This is a genomic window from Pseudomonas sp. S2_E02 (assembly GCF_054668355.1).
In genome coordinates this window covers 4,520,126-4,535,711 of record NZ_CP162761.1, presented here as the reverse complement: position 1 = coordinate 4,535,711, position 15,586 = coordinate 4,520,126, and the positions used below count along the sequence as shown (strand labels likewise).

The following is a 15,586-nucleotide window of genomic DNA, read 5'->3' as shown; positions in this document are numbered from 1 at the left end:
CCCTCTTCAAAGGCTTGCTGCGGCAAGCCTTTTTCTTTTATGAGACGCCCTTCATGACTGAGCCACTGCGCATCGTTTTTGCCGGCACCCCGGAATTCGCCGCCGAACACCTCAAGGCCCTGCTGAACAGCCCTTACGAGATCGTTGCGGTCTACACCCAACCGGATCGTCCGGCCGGTCGCGGGCAAAAACTGATGCCAAGCCCGGTCAAACAGCTCGCCCTGGAAAACCATATCCAGGTGTTGCAGCCACCGACCTTGCGCAACGCTGACGCTCAGGCAGAACTGGCCGCACTGAAGCCGGACTTGCTGGTAGTGGTCGCCTACGGCCTGATCCTGCCGCAAGTGGTGCTGGATATCCCGCGTCTGGGCTGCATCAACAGCCACGCCTCCTTGCTGCCACGCTGGCGCGGTGCGGCGCCGATTCAGCGCGCCGTCGAACACGGTGACGCGGAAAGCGGCGTGACCGTGATGCGCATGGAAGCGGGCCTCGACACCGGACCGATGCTGCTCAAGGTCGTCACGCCGATCACCGGCGAAGACACCGGCGGCACGCTGCACGACCGCCTCGCCGAAATGGGCCCGCCCGCCGTGGTCCAGGCGATTGCCGGTCTGGCTGCAGGCACGCTGGAAGGCGAAGTGCAGAACGATGAGCTCGCCACTTACGCGCACAAGCTGAACAAAGACGAAGCACGCATCGACTGGAGCCGTCCGGCCGTTGAGCTGGAACGCCTGGTGCGCGCCTTCAACCCATGGCCGATCACCCACAGCACCCTCAACGGTGAAGCGCTGAAAGTACTGGCGGCGACACTCGCCGAAGGTAAAGGCGCGCCGGGTGAAATCCTCAGCGCCAGCAAGGACGGTTTGGTCGTCGCTTGCGGCGAGCAGGCGCTGTGCCTGACCCGCCTGCAATTGCCGGGTGGCAAGGCGCTGAACTTCAGCGACCTGTTCAACAGCCGTCGAGAGAAATTCTCTGTCGGCACCGTGCTCGGCGCAGCGGTGGACGCGCAATGAACCCGCGTCTGGCCGCCGCCAAGGCACTCGCCGCCGTGCTCAGCGGCAAAGCCTCGTTGAACAGCTCCCTGCCGACGCAACTGGACAAGGTCGAGGATCGTGATCGCGGCTTCACTCAGGATCTGGCCTTCGGCACTGCGCGCTGGCAGCCACGCCTGTCGGCACTCGCCGAGAAGCTGCTGCAGAAACCGTTCAAGGCTGCCGACGCCGATGTCGAAGCGCTGCTGCTGGTCGGTCTCTACCAATTGCTCTACACCCGCGTGCCGGCCCATGCCGCCATCGGCGAAACCGTCGGTTGCGCCGACAAGCTGAAGAAGCCGTGGGCCAAAGGCCTGCTCAACGCGGTGCTGCGTAACGCCCAGCGCGAAAGCGAAACGATTTTCGCCGAGCTGGAACGTGACCCAGTGGTGCGTACCGCTCACCCGCGCTGGCTGCAAAAATCCCTGAAGGCCTTCTGGCCGGAGCAGTGGGAAGCGATTTGCGAGGCGAACAATGCGCATCCGCCGATGATCCTGCGGGTCAACCGCCGTCACCACAGCCGCGACGCCTATCTCGGCTTGCTGACGGAGGCCGGGATTGCCGCGACGCCATGTGTGTACAGTTGCGACGGCATCATTCTCGAAGCCGCTGCCGACGTGCGCAGCCTGCCAGGTTTCGCCGAAGGCTGGATCAGCGTGCAGGACGAAGCGGCGCAACTGGCCGCCGATCTGCTCGATCTGGCGCCGGGGCAACGCGTGCTCGACGCCTGCTGCGCGCCGGGCGGCAAGACTTGCCACATCCTCGAAGCCGAACCGGCGCTGGCCGGAGTAGTGGCGGTGGATCTGGAAGCCAAGCGTCTGGTGCGGGTCAAGGAGAACCTTGAACGCCTTGGTCTGAACGCCGAACTGATCGCCGCCGACGGTCGCGATACCGAAAAGTGGTGGGACGGCAAACCGTTCCAGCGCATTCTGCTAGACGCGCCGTGCTCGGCGACCGGCGTGATCCGCCGCCATCCGGACATCAAGCTGACCCGTCAGCCGGACGACATCGTCGCCCTCGCGCAACTGCAAGGCGAACTGCTCGACGCGATGTGGAAAACCCTCGAAGTCGGCGGCATCCTGCTGTACGCCACCTGCTCGACGCTGCCGACCGAGAATACCGAAGTCATCGCTGCGTTCCTTGAGCGTACCCCAGGCGCCCGTGAACTGGATCTGGCCACGTCGGCCGGAATCAAACAGCCCCATGGTCGCCAACTGCTGGCCCAGCAAGGTGGGCATGACGGGTTCTACTACGCCAAGCTGATCAAGATTGCTGCCGCACGCAGCTAAACGGATTTAACGGAGTGACTGGATGAAAATCATCATCCTCGGTGCAGGACAGGTCGGCGGTTCGCTGGCAGAACATCTGGCCAGCGAGGCCAACGATATTACGGTAGTCGACACCGACGGTGAGCGCCTGCGCGACCTCGGCGACCGCCTCGACATCCGCACCGTGCAGGGCCGGGGCTCGCTGCCGTCGGTGCTGCGTCAGGCCGGCGCCGACGACGCGGACATGCTGGTGGCGGTGACCAACAGCGACGAAACCAACATGGTCGCCTGCCAGGTCGCCCACACGCTGTTCCACACCCCGACCAAAATCGCCCGGGTGCGCGAAGCGTCCTACCTCAATCGCGAGGAGCAACTGTTCCAGAACGAAGCGATTCCGGTCGACGTGCTGATCAGCCCCGAGCAGGTGGTGACCAACTACATCAAGCGCCTGATCCAGCATCCGGGCGCGTTGCAGGTGATCGACTTCGCCGAGGGTGCAGCGCAACTGGTAGCGGTGCGCGCCTATTACGGCGGGCCGCTGGTGGGTCAGCAACTGCGGCAGTTGCGTGAGCACATGCCGAATGTCGAGACTCGCGTCGCCGCAATTTTCCGCCGTGACCGGCCGATCCTGCCCCAGGGCGATACGGTGATCGAGGCGGATGACGAAGTCTTTTTCATCGCCGCCCGTGAGAATATTCGCGCGGTGATGAGCGAAATGCGCCGCCTCGACGAAACCTACAAACGCATCGTCATTGCCGGTGGCGGGCAGATCGGTGAACGTCTGGCCGAGGCCATCGAAAGCCGTTATCAGGTGAAGATCATCGAGATGAATCCGGCGCGTTGCCGTTATCTCTCCGACACCCTCGACAGCACCGTGGTGCTGCAGGGCAGTGCATCAGATCGTGATTTACTGATGGAGGAGAACATTGCCGACGCCGATATCTTCCTCGCCCTCACCAACGATGACGAAGCCAACATCATGTCGTCGCTGCTGGCCAAACGGCTGGGGGCGAAGAAGGTCATGACGATCATCAACAACCCGGCCTACGTCGATCTGATTCAGGGCGGCGATATCGACATCGCCATCAGCCCGCAACTGGCAACCATCGGCACCTTGCTGGCGCACGTGCGTCGTGGCGATATCGTCAGCGTGCACTCACTGCGCCGCGGTGCGGCAGAAGCCATCGAGGCGATTGCCCACGGTGATGCGAAGTCGAGCAAGGTCATCGGCAAGCCCATCGAGAAGATTGGCCTGCCGCCCGGCACCACCATTGGCGCGGTCATTCGCAACGAGCAAGTGATCATCGCCCACGACGACACGGTAATCGAAGCGGGCGACCATGTGATCCTGTTCCTTGTGGATAAAAAGCATATTCGCGATGTGGAGAAGCTGTTTCATGTGGGGTTGAGCTTCTTTTGAGGTTTGCGCTGACGGCACTGGCGCCTTCGCGAGCAGGCTCGCTCCCACATCTGGAATGCGTTTCCCCTGTGGGAGCGAGCCTGCTCGCGAAGGCGGTCTCACTAAGCCCCATCAACGCCTGACAGTCCCAAGAAAGGAATCCACCGATGCTCGAATCCCTGGAAAAAATGCTCGCCAAGGGTGTGGATAACTCCCTGCTGCGCTTCGGCCTGGGCAAGGGTTATCTGGATCTGGGTGAAAACGCCAAGGCCGCCGAGCACTTCCAGCGATGTGTTGGTTTTGATCCAAAGTATTCGGCGGCATGGAAACTGTTAGGCAAGGCGCATCTGGCGCTGGGCGATCACGCCGCCGCACGTCAGGCGTGGGAACAAGGTCTGGAAGCGGCCCGCGCCCATGGCGACAAGCAGGCCGAGAAGGAAATGATGGTGTTTCTGAAGAAGCTTGATCGTCAGGCGCTATAAGTCAAAGGTAGCGAAGACCGATCCCGTCGGCATCTACCGTCACCACTTCCATCCGCACCCGCGGCGCGCCTGTGGGTAAACCCTGCACCTCGCCGTAAACCACTGCGCCTTTGGGCAAAGTAGCCAAAACCGGATGCTGCACAAACACCCCGGTAGGCGAGAGGTTGCGCGTCTGCCCGAGGCATTCGCCAAAGCTGTCGTGGGTAATCTTGATGCGGAAGGATTTGCGTTGTTCGGACATCTTGTTGCGCCCTTTGATGAACGGTTGTGGATAACCTCGCCAGTGAGGTTATCCACAGATCATGCCAATCAGCTCAGTACCAGCGCTCTTCGCCCGGCGGACGCTTCTTGAAGCGCTTCATGCTCCACATGTACTGGCTCGGGTACGCGGCGACGTAACGCTCGACGACTTTACTCATCGCGGCGCAGGATTCGGCGGTATCGGTGCTGTACATGGCTTCTGGCGCAGCTTCGAGGATCACTTTGTAGCCGGAACCGTCGGGCAGGCGCAGCGCATGCAGGAACACACCGACGGCTTTGCCACCGGCGAGCATGTTCGGCACGAATTTGCTGGTCAGCGCTTGAGTGGCGAAGAACGGCACGAAGATCCCGGCGGATTCGGCCGGTTCCGGGTCAGCAGGAATGCCCACTGCACCACCTTTGCGCACTTCCTTGATCACACTGAGGATGCCTTCCTTGGTGGAAGCAGCGACTTTGTTGCCCAATTGCACGCGCTGTTTGCGCAGCAATTCGTCCACAGCTTTGAGCTTCGGCGGACGGTAGAAAATGATCGGTTTGCACTGGCTGCAATAGAAGTGATTGAGCACTTCCCAATTGCCTAAATGGCTGGTGATGCCGACCACGCCTTTGCCCGAGGCCAAGGCATTCTTGAGGATGTCGAGACCTTCGACTTCGCGCACCAGATCGATCGAGCGCTGCGCCGGCCAGATCCACGCGCAGGCGCTTTCGGTCAGCGACTTGCCGATGTCTTTCAGGCTTTGGCCGACCAGACGTTCACGTTCGGCGGCATCCATCTGTGGAAAACATTTCGCAAGGTTGATCCGCACCACTTCGCGGGAACGGTTGGGGGTTTTCCACATGATCCAGCCAATCGCCGAACCTACGGCCTGCACGGCCCGCCATGGCAGCAGGGCAAACAGCCGCAGAGCGCCTACCAGCAAGGCGCCTTTAAACTTTTCCACAGGTCACTCCTGATCTTGTGCGGTGCGCGAGGCGGCCATTCTAACCGGCGTTGACGAGCTGCGCGTAGCGGTCGCAGTCCTGAGTGTGGTCCATGACCATGCCCGAGGCCTGCATCAGTGCGTAGCAAATGGTCGGGCCGACGAACGTGAATCCGGCCTTTTTCAAGGCTTTGCTCATCGCCAGCGCTTCGGGGGTGATCGCCGGGACTTCGCTGCGATCCTTGAAATGATTGATGATCGGTTGGTCACCGACGAACGACCAGAGGAACGCCACCGGGTCCTCCAGCGCCAGCCAGGCCTGGGCATTACGCCGGGCGGCGTTGAGTTTCAGGCGGTTTCGGATGATCCCAGGATCGAGCATCAATTCGTCGATTTCAGCGTCGCTCATCTGCGCCACGCGCTGTACGTCGAAGCCGAACAACACCTCGCGATAACGCTCGCGCTTGCGCAACACGGTGATCCAGGACAGCCCGGCCTGGAACCCTTCGAGCAAAAGCAACTCGAACAAACCCTGCGCATCGCGTAGCGGCGTGCCCCACTCCTGATCGTGATAAGCCATGTACAGCGGATCTTCGGTACACCAAAAGCAGCGTGGCATAAGGCTCCAGGGGGTGGAGGTGCGACTGAATCGGGTATACTCCCGCTCTTTAAATCGCAGCCCAAGAAACAGGTGAATTTCGTGAGCCAGCCTACGCCAGCCGTGCGTACCTTCCAAGACTTGATCCTCGCGCTCCAGCAATACTGGGCCGAGCAAGGTTGCGTGGTACTTCAGCCCTACGATATGGAAGTAGGCGCCGGCACTTTCCACACCGCGACCTTCCTCCGCGCCATCGGCCCGGAAACCTGGAACGCCGCCTACGTGCAGCCAAGCCGCCGTCCGACTGACGGCCGTTACGGCGAAAACCCGAACCGTCTGCAGCACTACTATCAGTTCCAGGTCGTCCTGAAGCCGAACCCGGATAACTTCCAGGAACTGTACCTGGGCTCGCTCAAGCATGTCGGCCTGGACCCGCTGGTCCACGACATTCGCTTCGTCGAAGACAACTGGGAATCGCCGACTCTCGGCGCCTGGGGTCTGGGCTGGGAAGTCTGGCTCAACGGCATGGAAGTGACTCAGTTCACTTACTTCCAGCAGGCGGGCGGCATCGAGTGCTACCCGGTGACCGGCGAGATCACTTACGGTCTCGAGCGTCTGGCCATGTACCTGCAAGGCGTGGACTCGGTCTACGACCTGGTCTGGGCTGACGGTCCGTTTGGCAAGGTGACCTACGGCGACGTGTTCCACCAGAACGAAGTGGAGCAGTCCACTTATAACTTTGAACACGCCAACGTCGACAAGCTGTTCGAACTGTTCGACTTCTATGAAAGCGAAGCCAAGCGCCTGATCGAACTCGACCAGCCGCTGCCGTTGCCGAGCTATGAAATGGTGTTGAAGGCGTCGCACACCTTCAACCTGCTGGATGCGCGCCGGGCGATCTCGGTGACCGCGCGTCAGCAATACATTCTGCGCGTACGCACCCTGGCGCGTTCCGTTGCGCAAGCCTACCTGCTGGCGCGCGCCAAGCTGGGCTTCCCGATGGCGACCCCGGACCTGCGTGACGAAGTACTGGCCAAGCTGGAGGCAGCACAATGAGTGCGCAAGATTTTCTGGTTGAACTGGGCACCGAAGAACTGCCACCGAAAGCCCTGAACACCCTGGCTGAAGCGTTCCTCGCCGGTATCGACAAGGGCCTGCAAGCCGCTGGCCTGAGCTACGAAACTAAAACTGTCTACGCCGCACCGCGTCGTCTGGCTGTGCTGATCACCGCGCTGGCTACCCAGCAACCGGATCGCAGCATCAACCTCGACGGCCCGCCACGTCAGGCGGCGTTCGACGCTGACGGCAATCCAACGCAAGCAGCACTGGGCTTCGCCAAGAAGTGCGGCGTCGATCTGAGCGAAATCGATCAGAGCGGCCCGAAACTGCGTTACAGCCAGAGCATCGCCGGCAAGCCGACCGCGAGCCTGCTGCCGACCATCGTCGAAGACTCGCTGAACGACCTGCCGATCCCGAAACGCATGCGTTGGGGTGCGCGCAAGGAAGAGTTCGTGCGTCCGACCCAATGGCTGGTGATGCTGCTCGGTGACCAGGTCATCGACTGCACCATCCTCGCGCAGAAGGCTGGCCGTGATTCCCGTGGTCACCGCTTCCATCACCCGGAAAGCGTGCGCATCGGTTCGCCGTCGAGCTACCTCGCCGACCTGCGTGCCGCTTATGTATTGGCCGACGCCAACGAGCGTCGCGAGATCATCAGCAAGCGCACCGAAGAGCTGGCCACCCGTCAGGAAGGCACGGCAATCGTTCCGCCGGCACTGCTCGACGAAGTGACCGCGCTGGTTGAATGGCCGGTGCCGCTGGTGTGCTCGTTCGAGGAGCGTTTCCTCGACGTGCCGCAAGAAGCCCTGATCACCACCATGCAGGACAACCAGAAGTACTTCTGCCTGCTGGATGCCGACGGCAAGTTGCTGCCACGTTTCATCACTGTGGCCAACATCGAAAGCAAAGACCCGCAGCAGATCATCGCCGGTAACGAGAAAGTGGTTCGCCCACGTCTGACCGACGCCGAGTTCTTCTTCAAGCAAGACAAGAAGCAGAAGCTCGAAGCTTTCAATGATCGCCTGAAGAACGTGGTGTTCCAGGAAAAACTCGGCAGCGTCTACGACAAGGCCGAGCGCGTTTCCAAACTGGCTGCGTACATCGCCGCGCGCATCGGTGGTAACGCCTCGTGGGCTGCGCGCGCAGGTCTGCTGTCGAAGTGTGACCTGGCCACCGAAATGGTCGGCGAATTCCCGGAGATGCAAGGTGTCGCTGGTTACTACTACGCCCTCAATGACGGCGAGCCGGAAGACGTCGCGCTGGCGCTCAACGAGCAGTACATGCCACGCGGTGCCGGTGCGGAACTGCCTGCCACCCTGACCGGTGCGGCCGTCGCGATCGCTGACAAGCTCGACACTCTGGTCGGTATCTTCGGTATCGGCATGCTGCCAACCGGCAGCAAAGACCCGTATGCCCTGCGCCGTGCGGCCCTCGGTGTGCTGCGCATCCTGATCGAGAAAAAACTCGACCTCGACCTGAACGACGCCGTGGCTTTCGCCGTGACTGCGTTCGGCGCCAAGGTCAAGGCTGCCGGCCTCAACGAAGCCGTGCTGGAGTTCATCTTCGATCGTCTGCGTGCACGTTACGAAGACGAAGGCGTCGATGTTGCCACTTACCTGTCGGTGCGAGCCCTGAAGCCGGGTTCGGCGCTGGACTTCGACCAGCGTGTGCAAGCAGTGCAAGCCTTCCGCAAACTGCCGGAAGCGGCAGCGCTGGCGGCGGTGAACAAGCGTGTGTCGAACCTGTTGAGCAAACTCGAAGGCGCGGTACCGACCGAGGTGCAAGCCAAGTACTTCGACAACGCCAACGAGTTCTCGCTGTACTCGGCGATCCAGCAAGCGGATCAAGCGGTGCAGCCAATGGCGGCAGCGCGTCAGTACAACGAATCGCTGGCACGCCTGGCAGCATTGCGTGAGCCAGTCGATGCGTTCTTCGACGCGGTGATGGTCAATGCCGACGACGCCAATGTGCGAGCCAACCGTTACGCGCTGCTGGCGCGTCTGCGTGGTCTGTTCCTCGGTGTTGCCGACATTTCGCTGCTGGGTTGAGGGATTGCTGTTGAAACTGCTGATTCTCGATCGGGACGGAGTGATCAATTACGACTCCGACGCTTACATCAAGTCAGTGGCGGAGTGGATTCCGCTGCCCGGCTCGATCGAGGCGATTGCGCAGTTGAGCAAGGCCGGCTGGACGGTGGCGGTCGCCACCAACCAGTCGGGCATTGCTCGCGGCTACTACGACCTCGCCACCCTCGATGCCATGCACGCGCGACTGCGTACGCTCGTGGCGGAGCAGGGCGGTGAAGTCGGGCTGATCGTGTATTGCCCGCATGGGCCGGACGAAGGCTGCGATTGCCGCAAGCCGAAACCGGGGATGCTGAAAACCATCGCGGCGCATTACAGCGTGACGCTGGCCAATGTCTGGTTCGTCGGCGACAGCCTTGGTGACCTGGAAGCTGCCAAAGCCGTCGATTCACAGCCAGTTTTGGTAAAGACCGGAAAGGGCGCAAAGACTCAGGGCAAAACCCTGCCGGTTGGCACTCTGATTTTTGACGATCTGGCGGCGATTGCCGCAGAACTTATCCACAACTAGAGTACTTCTGAAGTTCCTGACCAGGGATTGATCGGGAGTGCGCTTGAACATTCGGGCATTGCCCCGTCACGGTAAACGTCACTATGTCGATACTGCGGGCCATCAGGATTTTTCTCTTTTACCTGCTGCTGGGCACCACCTCCCTGCTGTGGTGCAGTTTGAGTTTTTTCATCGCGCCGTTTCTGCCGTTCAAGGCGCGTTATCGTTTTATCAACGTGTACTGGTGCCGTTGCGCCTTGTGGTTGACCAAGGTGTTTCTCGGTATCCGTTACGAAATCAAGGGCGCGGAAAACGTACCTGACCGGCCCTGCGTGATTCAGTCGAACCACCAGAGCACTTGGGAGACGTTCTTTCTCTCCGCTTATTTTTCGCCGTTGAGCCAGGTGCTCAAGCGCGAGCTGCTTTATGTACCGTTCTTTGGCTGGGCCATGGCCATGCTGCGGCCAATCGCGATTGACCGTGACAACCCGAAAGCTGCACTGAAACAAGTCGCCGCCAAAGGTGACGAGCTGCTCAAGGACAACGTTTGGGTGCTGATCTTTCCTGAAGGCACACGCGTGCCGTTTGGCACTGTCGGCAAGTTCTCCCGCAGTGGTAGCGCTTTGGCGGTAAATGCGGCGCTTCCGGTCCTGCCGATTGCACACAATGCCGGCAAATTCTGGCCGAAAATCGGCTGGGGCAAGAAGTCCGGGGTGATCACCGTGGTCATCGGTGAGCCGATGTATGCCGAAGGCACAGGGCCTCGCGCCATTGCTGATCTGAACGACCGCGTACAAGCGTGGAACGAGAAGACTCAACGGGAAATGGGTTCGCTGCCACCGGCACCGCAAGCACCGGCTGCAAGCGATCAGATCGCTGTCTGAGATTTTGTGGATAACCTGTGTACGGTTTTGTTGAAAAAGCCTGAATATTGAAATTAAGTAATTGATTTACTTATATATTTCTCAAGCTCATAAAACACCGTAAAACGTGCATAAGTTTTTTTCGGATGTAAAAAGACCGGCTTATATAGCCGGTTTTTTTGTGCCTGTTCACTCGGCGATCAGTGGTAATTCGAACAGAAATGTGGTGCCTTGATCGACCATGCTGTGGCACGAGATTTTGCCTCCGTGGTGATCAACCACCGCTTTGACCATCGACAAGCCCAGGCCAACGCCGTCGATGCCTTGTGCGGAGGAAAAGCGTCGGTACTGACTGAACAGATCAGGCAACTCTTGTTCGGCGATGCCTTTGCCTTGATCGGTCAGTTCGCACCGTAGCCACTCTCCTTGGCAACTGACTCGTAGTTCAATCGTGGTATCTGCCGGGCTGTACTTGATCGCATTCTCCAGCAGGTTGAACAGCGCACGCGTCAGTAATCCCTGGTCAGCCATGATCAGGCGCTCCTGGGATTGCTCATCCATGTCGTGCAGCAGTTCGATGCGTTTCTGCTGGGCGATGGGCAACGCCTGATCCAGCACGTCCAGCACCAACATAGCGAACAGGCTCGGCTGGAACTGATAGGCTTCGGACTCGGCCCGCGCCAGCAAGACGAAACCATCGGTGAGATCCAGCGCGCGACGCACCTGCCGCTCAATCTGTTCGAATAACGGCGAGTCCGCCCCGGCCTGATGGCGGTGAACATCGAGCAGGGCGAGGATCGCCGAATGCGGGGCACGCAAGTCGTGGGAAAGAAAGCGCAGTAATACCCCGCGTTGTTCCTCGGCGGCACGTTCGGCGCTGAGATCGGTGAGGCTGAGCAGCCAACCAATCGGCGTGTCTCCGTCCACCGGCAGCAGGGCGGCACGCTCCAGGCGCAGGCTGCGTTCCTTGTGATCGCGAAACTCCAACAGCGGAATGGCCGACAGTGACGGGCGCAACTCTGTGGACAACTCCGGGTAACCGAGGCTGGCCAGTTGATCGAGGACGTCGTCCCCCACCAGATTGTGATCGAATAGCTGGCGAGCCTTGCGATTGCCCAGCAGGATCTGGCCTTTGGGATCGCTGATCAGCGTGGCGACGGGCAAGTATTCCAGACCGTCGGCAATAAAGCGCCGGGTATCACGGGTGCGACTCATAGCCTGTTCCAGCGCCATGATCTGGCCCTGCAAGCGATCAGCCCCGGTGAATTGCGCGCGACGGCGTTCGGGGAATACCTTCGGCTCGCTGTCCAGTCGTGCCAGCTCCCAGCCGAAATAAGTCAGCACTACGCTCAGGCGTCGCCAGTTCCAGATCAAATAGCCGAATAACATCCCCAGCACCGCCGGTGTCGGCGACCACCAGCGGCGCGTTTCCGCTAAACCTGCACTGGTCAGCAACGCGCACGCCATGCTGATCAACGTGACCCAGAGCGCCCAGCGCGGTCGCCACAACAGCAGGCCAAGACTGCCGGCCACCAAGGCGACCGACAACAGGGCGCCTTTGGCGGCAGACGCATCGTGCAGGTTAATCTGCGCGCGATAAGACAGCAGCGCAGTCAGCGGCAACAGCACTAGACTTATCCACAACCATTCGCGCACCAACTGTCGAAACAATCGCTGCACCTGGCTCGGTTCACGGCTTTCACGCCGACGCTGATTGTTCATGGGGAAAAAGGGCAGGGCAGTGTGAATGGTTTCATGGGCCACAGGTCTGAGACGTAGACCCGAAGAATCATAGCGGACGTCGACCAACGGCGGGCCGCTTACTTTCACAGCTTGGGCCGAGCGACTATGGTTGTCCGCCAACTGCCCCAGCAACAAGGAATAACCGCGAATGCGCGTTGCGATTCTGGACGACGAACCCGCCGAACTGCGCCGGGTCGAGCAAACCCTGCAGCAAATGGCCGATGCTGGCGATCAGCCATGGTCGCTGCACAGCTTCGAGCGTGGCGAAGACTTGCTGCGCCAGTTGCGCCGGGAAACCTTCGACCTGCTGATCCTCGACTGGCAACTGCCAGACCTGACCGGCTTGGCCCTGCTGCGCTGGACTCGCGAACACATGGAAGCACCGCCGGCGGCGATCATGCTCACCAGTCGTGATGGCGAGAGCGATATCGTCCAGGCGTTGAATGCCGGGGCCGACGATTATGTAAGTAAACCGTTCCGCCCCAATGAACTGAAAGCCCGAGTCGCCGCAGTACTACGTCGGCATAGCCAGCCACGCAGCACGGCGACCGAAGTGCTGAGCTTCAATGACCTGACGTTTGATGATGCAGAGCTGACCGTTACCCGGGAGGGAAAGCCGATCGTCATGACCGAGCGTGAATATCGGCTGGCGCGGTGTCTGTTCAGCAATCTGGGCCGGCCGTTGTCGCGGGACTATCTATATGAGCGGTTTTGGCCGCATGAAGAGATGGCGTCGTCGCGACCGTTGGATACGCATATCTACCGGTTGCGGAACAAGCTCGGGCTGACGGCGGATCGAGGGTGGCAGTTACTGACGATTTATGGGTATGGGTATCGTTTAGAAAGTGTCGCATCTGCGGTCGAGTAGACCATTCCGAGCACATGCTCGGAATGGTTGACAGTGGCAAACCGGGAAAATAAAAAAAGGCCAACGCAATGCGTTGGCCTTTTTCGTTGCAGCTGATATGGATCAGAAATCCAGGTTCGAAACCGCCAACGCATTGCTCTCGATGAAGTCACGGCGAGGTTCGACCGCATCACCCATCAGGGTGTTGAAGATCTGGTCTGCGCCAATGGCGTCTTCGATGGTGACTTTCAGCATGCGGCGCACGCTTGGGTCCATGGTGGTTTCCCACAGCTGATCCGGGTTCATTTCGCCCAGACCTTTGTATCGCTGAATGGTGTGGCGCTTGGTGCTTTCAGCCATCAGCCAGTCGAGGGCTTCCTTGAACTCGGTGACTGCCTTCTTGCGCTCGCCACGCTGGATGTACGCGCCGTCGTCGAGCAGGGTGCTCAGTTGAGCGCCGAGGGTGACGACGGTTTTGTAGTCGTTGCTGCCGAAGAAGTCGCGGTTGAAAGTGACGTAGTTCGACAGGCCGTGGGAGATCAGTTCGACCTCCGGCAGCCACACGCCACGCTCACGGTCTTCACGCAGGCTGGCCTTGTAGACCAGGCCGGACTTCTCGACGGTGCGCAGACGGACTTCGTACTGGGCCAGCCAGTCCTGCATCTTGGCGTGGTCGCCAAGCATTTCCAGGCTCACGGCCGGCAGGTAGATGAAGTGCTCGGTCAGCTCTTGCGGGTACAGGCGCGAAAGACGCTTGAGGGTCTTCATCACCATGCGGAAGTCGTTTACCAGACGCTCGAGTGCTTCACCGGAAATGCCCGGGGCTTCTTCGTTCAGGTGCAGGCTCGCATCTTCCAGAGCCGACTGCGTCATGTACTCTTCCATGGCGTCGTCGTCTTTGATGTATTGCTCTTGCTTGCCTTTCTTGACCTTGTACAGCGGCGGCTGGGCGATGTAGATGTAGCCGCGCTCGATCAGCTCCGGCAACTGACGGAAGAAGAAGGTCAGCAGCAGGGTACGGATGTGCGAACCGTCGACGTCAGCATCGGTCATGATGATGATGTTGTGATAACGCAGCTTGTCGATGTTGTATTCGTCGCGACCGATGCCGCAGCCCAGCGCGGTGATCAAGGTGCCCACTTCCTGGGAAGAGATCATCTTGTCAAAACGCGCTTTCTCGACGTTGAGGATCTTGCCCTTCAACGGCAGGATCGCCTGGGTCTTGCGGTTACGTCCCTGCTTGGCAGAGCCGCCCGCGGAGTCACCTTCCACGAGGTACAGTTCGGACAGCGCCGGGTCTTTTTCCTGGCAGTCAGCGAGCTTGCCCGGCAGACCGGCGATGTCCAGCGCGCCTTTGCGGCGGGTCATCTCACGGGCCTTGCGCGCCGCTTCACGGGCACGGGCGGCGTCGATCATCTTGCCGACGACCAGCTTGGCTTCGTTCGGGTTTTCCAGGAGGAAGTCGGAGAAGTACTTGCCCATCTCCTGCTCGACCGCAGTCTTCACTTCGGAAGAGACCAGCTTGTCTTTGGTCTGCGAGCTGAACTTCGGATCCGGCACTTTCACCGAAATGATCGCGGTCAGGCCTTCACGGGCATCGTCGCCGGTGGTGGCGACTTTGTGCTTCTTCGCCAGACCTTCCTGCTCGATGTAGTTGTTCAGGTTACGCGTCAGGGCCGAACGGAAACCCACCAGGTGGGTACCGCCGTCGCGCTGCGGAATGTTGTTGGTGAAGCACAACAGGTTCTCGTTGAAGCTGTCGTTCCACTGCAGGGCGATTTCCACGCCGATGCCGTCTTCACGCTGGATGTTGAAGTGGAACACCTGGTTGACCGCAGTCTTGTTGGTGTTCAGGTATTCAACGAACGCACGCAGGCCGCCTTCGTACTTGAACAGCTCTTCCTTGCCGCTGCGCTCATCCTTGAGGACGATGCCGACACCGGAGTTGAGGAAGGACAGTTCACGAATGCGCTTGGCCAGGATGTCCCAGCTGAAGTGAATGTTCTTGAAGGTTTCGCTGGAAGCCTTGAAGTGGATCTGGGTGCCGGTGGTTTCGCTGTCGCCAACGATGGCCATCGGTGCCTGAGGTACGCCGTGGACGTAGGTCTGTTCCCAGATCTTGCCGCTGCGGCGAACAGTCAGAACCAGCTCTTCGGACAGTGCGTTCACTACCGACACACCTACACCGTGCAGACCGCCGGAGACCTTGTAGGAGTTATCGTCGAACTTACCGCCAGCGTGGAGGACGGTCATGATGACCTCGGCGGCGGAAACGCCTTCCTCTTTGTGTACGTCTACCGGGATGCCACGGCCGTTGTCTTTAACGGTGATGGACTCATCCGGGTGGATAATGATGCTGATGTCGTCGCAGTGGCCGGCGAGGGCTTCGTCGATCGAGTTGTCGACCACCTCGAACACCATGTGGTGCAGACCGCTGCCATCGTCGGTGTCACCAATGTACATACCGGGACGTTTGCGTACGGCATCCAGGCCTTTCAGCACTTTAATGCTCGTTGAGTCGTACGTATTTTCTTCGCTCAATGC

At 60.1% G+C, this 15,586-nt stretch carries 14 protein-coding genes; 9 read left to right on the top strand and 5 right to left on the bottom strand.

The genetic code is table 11. From position 1 onward, the window contains the following. The first annotated feature begins 53 nt into the window (after nucleotides 1–53). The 4 genes from fmt (at nucleotide 54) to AB4O01_RS20435 (ending at nucleotide 4,180) form a co-directional block, all read left to right on the top strand. Nucleotides 54–1,013 (top strand): methionyl-tRNA formyltransferase, encoded by a 960-nt coding sequence (gene fmt, locus AB4O01_RS20450; RefSeq protein ID WP_460089364.1) that lies wholly within the window; start codon nucleotides 54–56, stop codon nucleotides 1,011–1,013. After that, nucleotides 1,010–2,320, top strand: a complete 1,311-nt coding sequence (rsmB, locus tag AB4O01_RS20445; RefSeq protein WP_099757603.1) for a 16S rRNA (cytosine(967)-C(5))-methyltransferase RsmB — start codon at nucleotides 1,010–1,012, stop codon at nucleotides 2,318–2,320. Before fmt ends, rsmB begins: the two co-directional genes overlap by 4 nt. Before the next feature lie 22 nt (nucleotides 2,321–2,342). Further along, nucleotides 2,343–3,719 (top strand): Trk system potassium transporter TrkA, encoded by a 1,377-nt coding sequence (gene trkA / locus AB4O01_RS20440; protein WP_093429539.1) that lies wholly within the window; start codon nucleotides 2,343–2,345, stop codon nucleotides 3,717–3,719. Nucleotides 3,720–3,865: 146 nt separating this feature from the next. Further along, nucleotides 3,866–4,180 (top strand): tetratricopeptide repeat protein, encoded by a 315-nt coding sequence (locus AB4O01_RS20435; RefSeq protein ID WP_257356664.1) that lies wholly within the window; start codon nucleotides 3,866–3,868, stop codon nucleotides 4,178–4,180. A gap of 1 nt (nucleotide 4,181) precedes the next feature. Here the strand turns inward: AB4O01_RS20435 and AB4O01_RS20430 are convergent, their stop codons facing one another. The 3 genes from AB4O01_RS20430 to AB4O01_RS20420 form a co-directional block, all read right to left on the bottom strand. Then, entirely contained in the window at nucleotides 4,182–4,421 is a 240-nt protein-coding gene (locus AB4O01_RS20430; protein ID WP_093429541.1) for a PilZ domain-containing protein, read from the bottom strand. A gap of 73 nt (nucleotides 4,422–4,494) precedes the next feature. Beyond that, nucleotides 4,495–5,382, bottom strand: coding sequence for a lysophospholipid acyltransferase (locus tag AB4O01_RS20425; RefSeq protein WP_093429542.1), 888 nt, complete (start codon nucleotides 5,380–5,382; stop codon nucleotides 4,495–4,497). A 40-nt stretch (nucleotides 5,383–5,422) separates the two neighbouring features. Further along, entirely contained in the window at nucleotides 5,423–5,980 is a 558-nt protein-coding gene (locus AB4O01_RS20420; RefSeq protein ID WP_186620326.1) for a DNA-3-methyladenine glycosylase I, read from the bottom strand. A gap of 81 nt (nucleotides 5,981–6,061) precedes the next feature. Between AB4O01_RS20420 and glyQ the strand changes: the two genes are divergently transcribed. From glyQ to AB4O01_RS20400, 4 genes are all read left to right on the top strand, one after another. Then, a complete protein-coding gene (gene glyQ / locus AB4O01_RS20415) occupies nucleotides 6,062–7,015 on the top strand; it encodes a glycine--tRNA ligase subunit alpha (protein ID WP_003187265.1) in 954 nt (317 codons plus the stop codon). Next, nucleotides 7,012–9,066: a glycine--tRNA ligase subunit beta gene (glyS, locus tag AB4O01_RS20410; protein WP_427120235.1), complete on the top strand. Its 2,055-nt coding sequence runs from the start codon at nucleotides 7,012–7,014 to the stop codon at nucleotides 9,064–9,066. The genes glyQ and glyS overlap by 4 nt, the downstream gene beginning before the upstream one ends. Nucleotides 9,067–9,070: 4 nt before the next feature. Then, nucleotides 9,071–9,610, top strand: coding sequence for a D-glycero-beta-D-manno-heptose 1,7-bisphosphate 7-phosphatase (gene gmhB / locus AB4O01_RS20405; protein WP_286079738.1), 540 nt, complete (start codon nucleotides 9,071–9,073; stop codon nucleotides 9,608–9,610). A gap of 83 nt (nucleotides 9,611–9,693) precedes the next feature. Beyond that, on the top strand, nucleotides 9,694–10,473 hold the full coding sequence (locus AB4O01_RS20400; RefSeq protein ID WP_093429546.1) for a lysophospholipid acyltransferase family protein: 780 nt from the start codon (nucleotides 9,694–9,696) through the stop codon (nucleotides 10,471–10,473). 168 nt (nucleotides 10,474–10,641) lie between these two features. Here AB4O01_RS20400 and AB4O01_RS20395 read toward each other — a convergent pair whose 3' ends face one another. Further along, nucleotides 10,642–12,174 carry a sensor histidine kinase gene (locus AB4O01_RS20395; protein ID WP_460089362.1) on the bottom strand — a complete coding sequence of 511 codons (1,533 nt, stop codon included), beginning with the start codon at nucleotides 12,172–12,174 and terminating at the stop codon, nucleotides 10,642–10,644. Between the two features lie 169 nt (nucleotides 12,175–12,343). Between AB4O01_RS20395 and AB4O01_RS20390 the strand changes: the two genes are divergently transcribed. Further along, complete coding sequence (locus AB4O01_RS20390; protein ID WP_099757598.1) at nucleotides 12,344–13,063, top strand: response regulator transcription factor; 720 nt, start codon at nucleotides 12,344–12,346, stop codon at nucleotides 13,061–13,063. A 102-nt stretch (nucleotides 13,064–13,165) separates the two neighbouring features. On the opposite strand, the gene gyrB is transcribed toward AB4O01_RS20390, so the two are convergent. After that, nucleotides 13,166–15,583 (bottom strand): DNA topoisomerase (ATP-hydrolyzing) subunit B, encoded by a 2,418-nt coding sequence (gene gyrB, locus AB4O01_RS20385; protein ID WP_093429549.1) that lies wholly within the window; start codon nucleotides 15,581–15,583, stop codon nucleotides 13,166–13,168. Between the last annotated feature and the right edge of the window lie 3 nt (nucleotides 15,584–15,586).

What these genes read in the sequence shown, in the direction of transcription:
- fmt (WP_460089364.1), top strand. Translation starts at nt 54, where the DNA reads ATGACTGAGCCACTGCGCATCGTTTTTGCCGGCACCCCGGAATTCGCC.
- rsmB (WP_099757603.1), top strand. Translation starts at nt 1,010, where the DNA reads ATGAACCCGCGTCTGGCCGCCGCCAAGGCACTCGCCGCCGTGCTCAGC.
- trkA (WP_093429539.1), top strand. Translation starts at nt 2,343, where the DNA reads ATGAAAATCATCATCCTCGGTGCAGGACAGGTCGGCGGTTCGCTGGCA.
- AB4O01_RS20435 (WP_257356664.1), top strand. Translation starts at nt 3,866, where the DNA reads ATGCTCGAATCCCTGGAAAAAATGCTCGCCAAGGGTGTGGATAACTCC.
- AB4O01_RS20430 (WP_093429541.1), bottom strand. Translation starts at nt 4,421, where the DNA reads ATGTCCGAACAACGCAAATCCTTCCGCATCAAGATTACCCACGACAGC.
- AB4O01_RS20420 (WP_186620326.1), bottom strand. Translation starts at nt 5,980, where the DNA reads ATGCCACGCTGCTTTTGGTGTACCGAAGATCCGCTGTACATGGCTTAT.
- glyS (WP_427120235.1), top strand. Translation starts at nt 7,012, where the DNA reads ATGAGTGCGCAAGATTTTCTGGTTGAACTGGGCACCGAAGAACTGCCA.
- AB4O01_RS20400 (WP_093429546.1), top strand. Translation starts at nt 9,694, where the DNA reads ATGTCGATACTGCGGGCCATCAGGATTTTTCTCTTTTACCTGCTGCTG.
- AB4O01_RS20395 (WP_460089362.1), bottom strand. Translation starts at nt 12,174, where the DNA reads ATGAACAATCAGCGTCGGCGTGAAAGCCGTGAACCGAGCCAGGTGCAG.
- AB4O01_RS20390 (WP_099757598.1), top strand. Translation starts at nt 12,344, where the DNA reads ATGCGCGTTGCGATTCTGGACGACGAACCCGCCGAACTGCGCCGGGTC.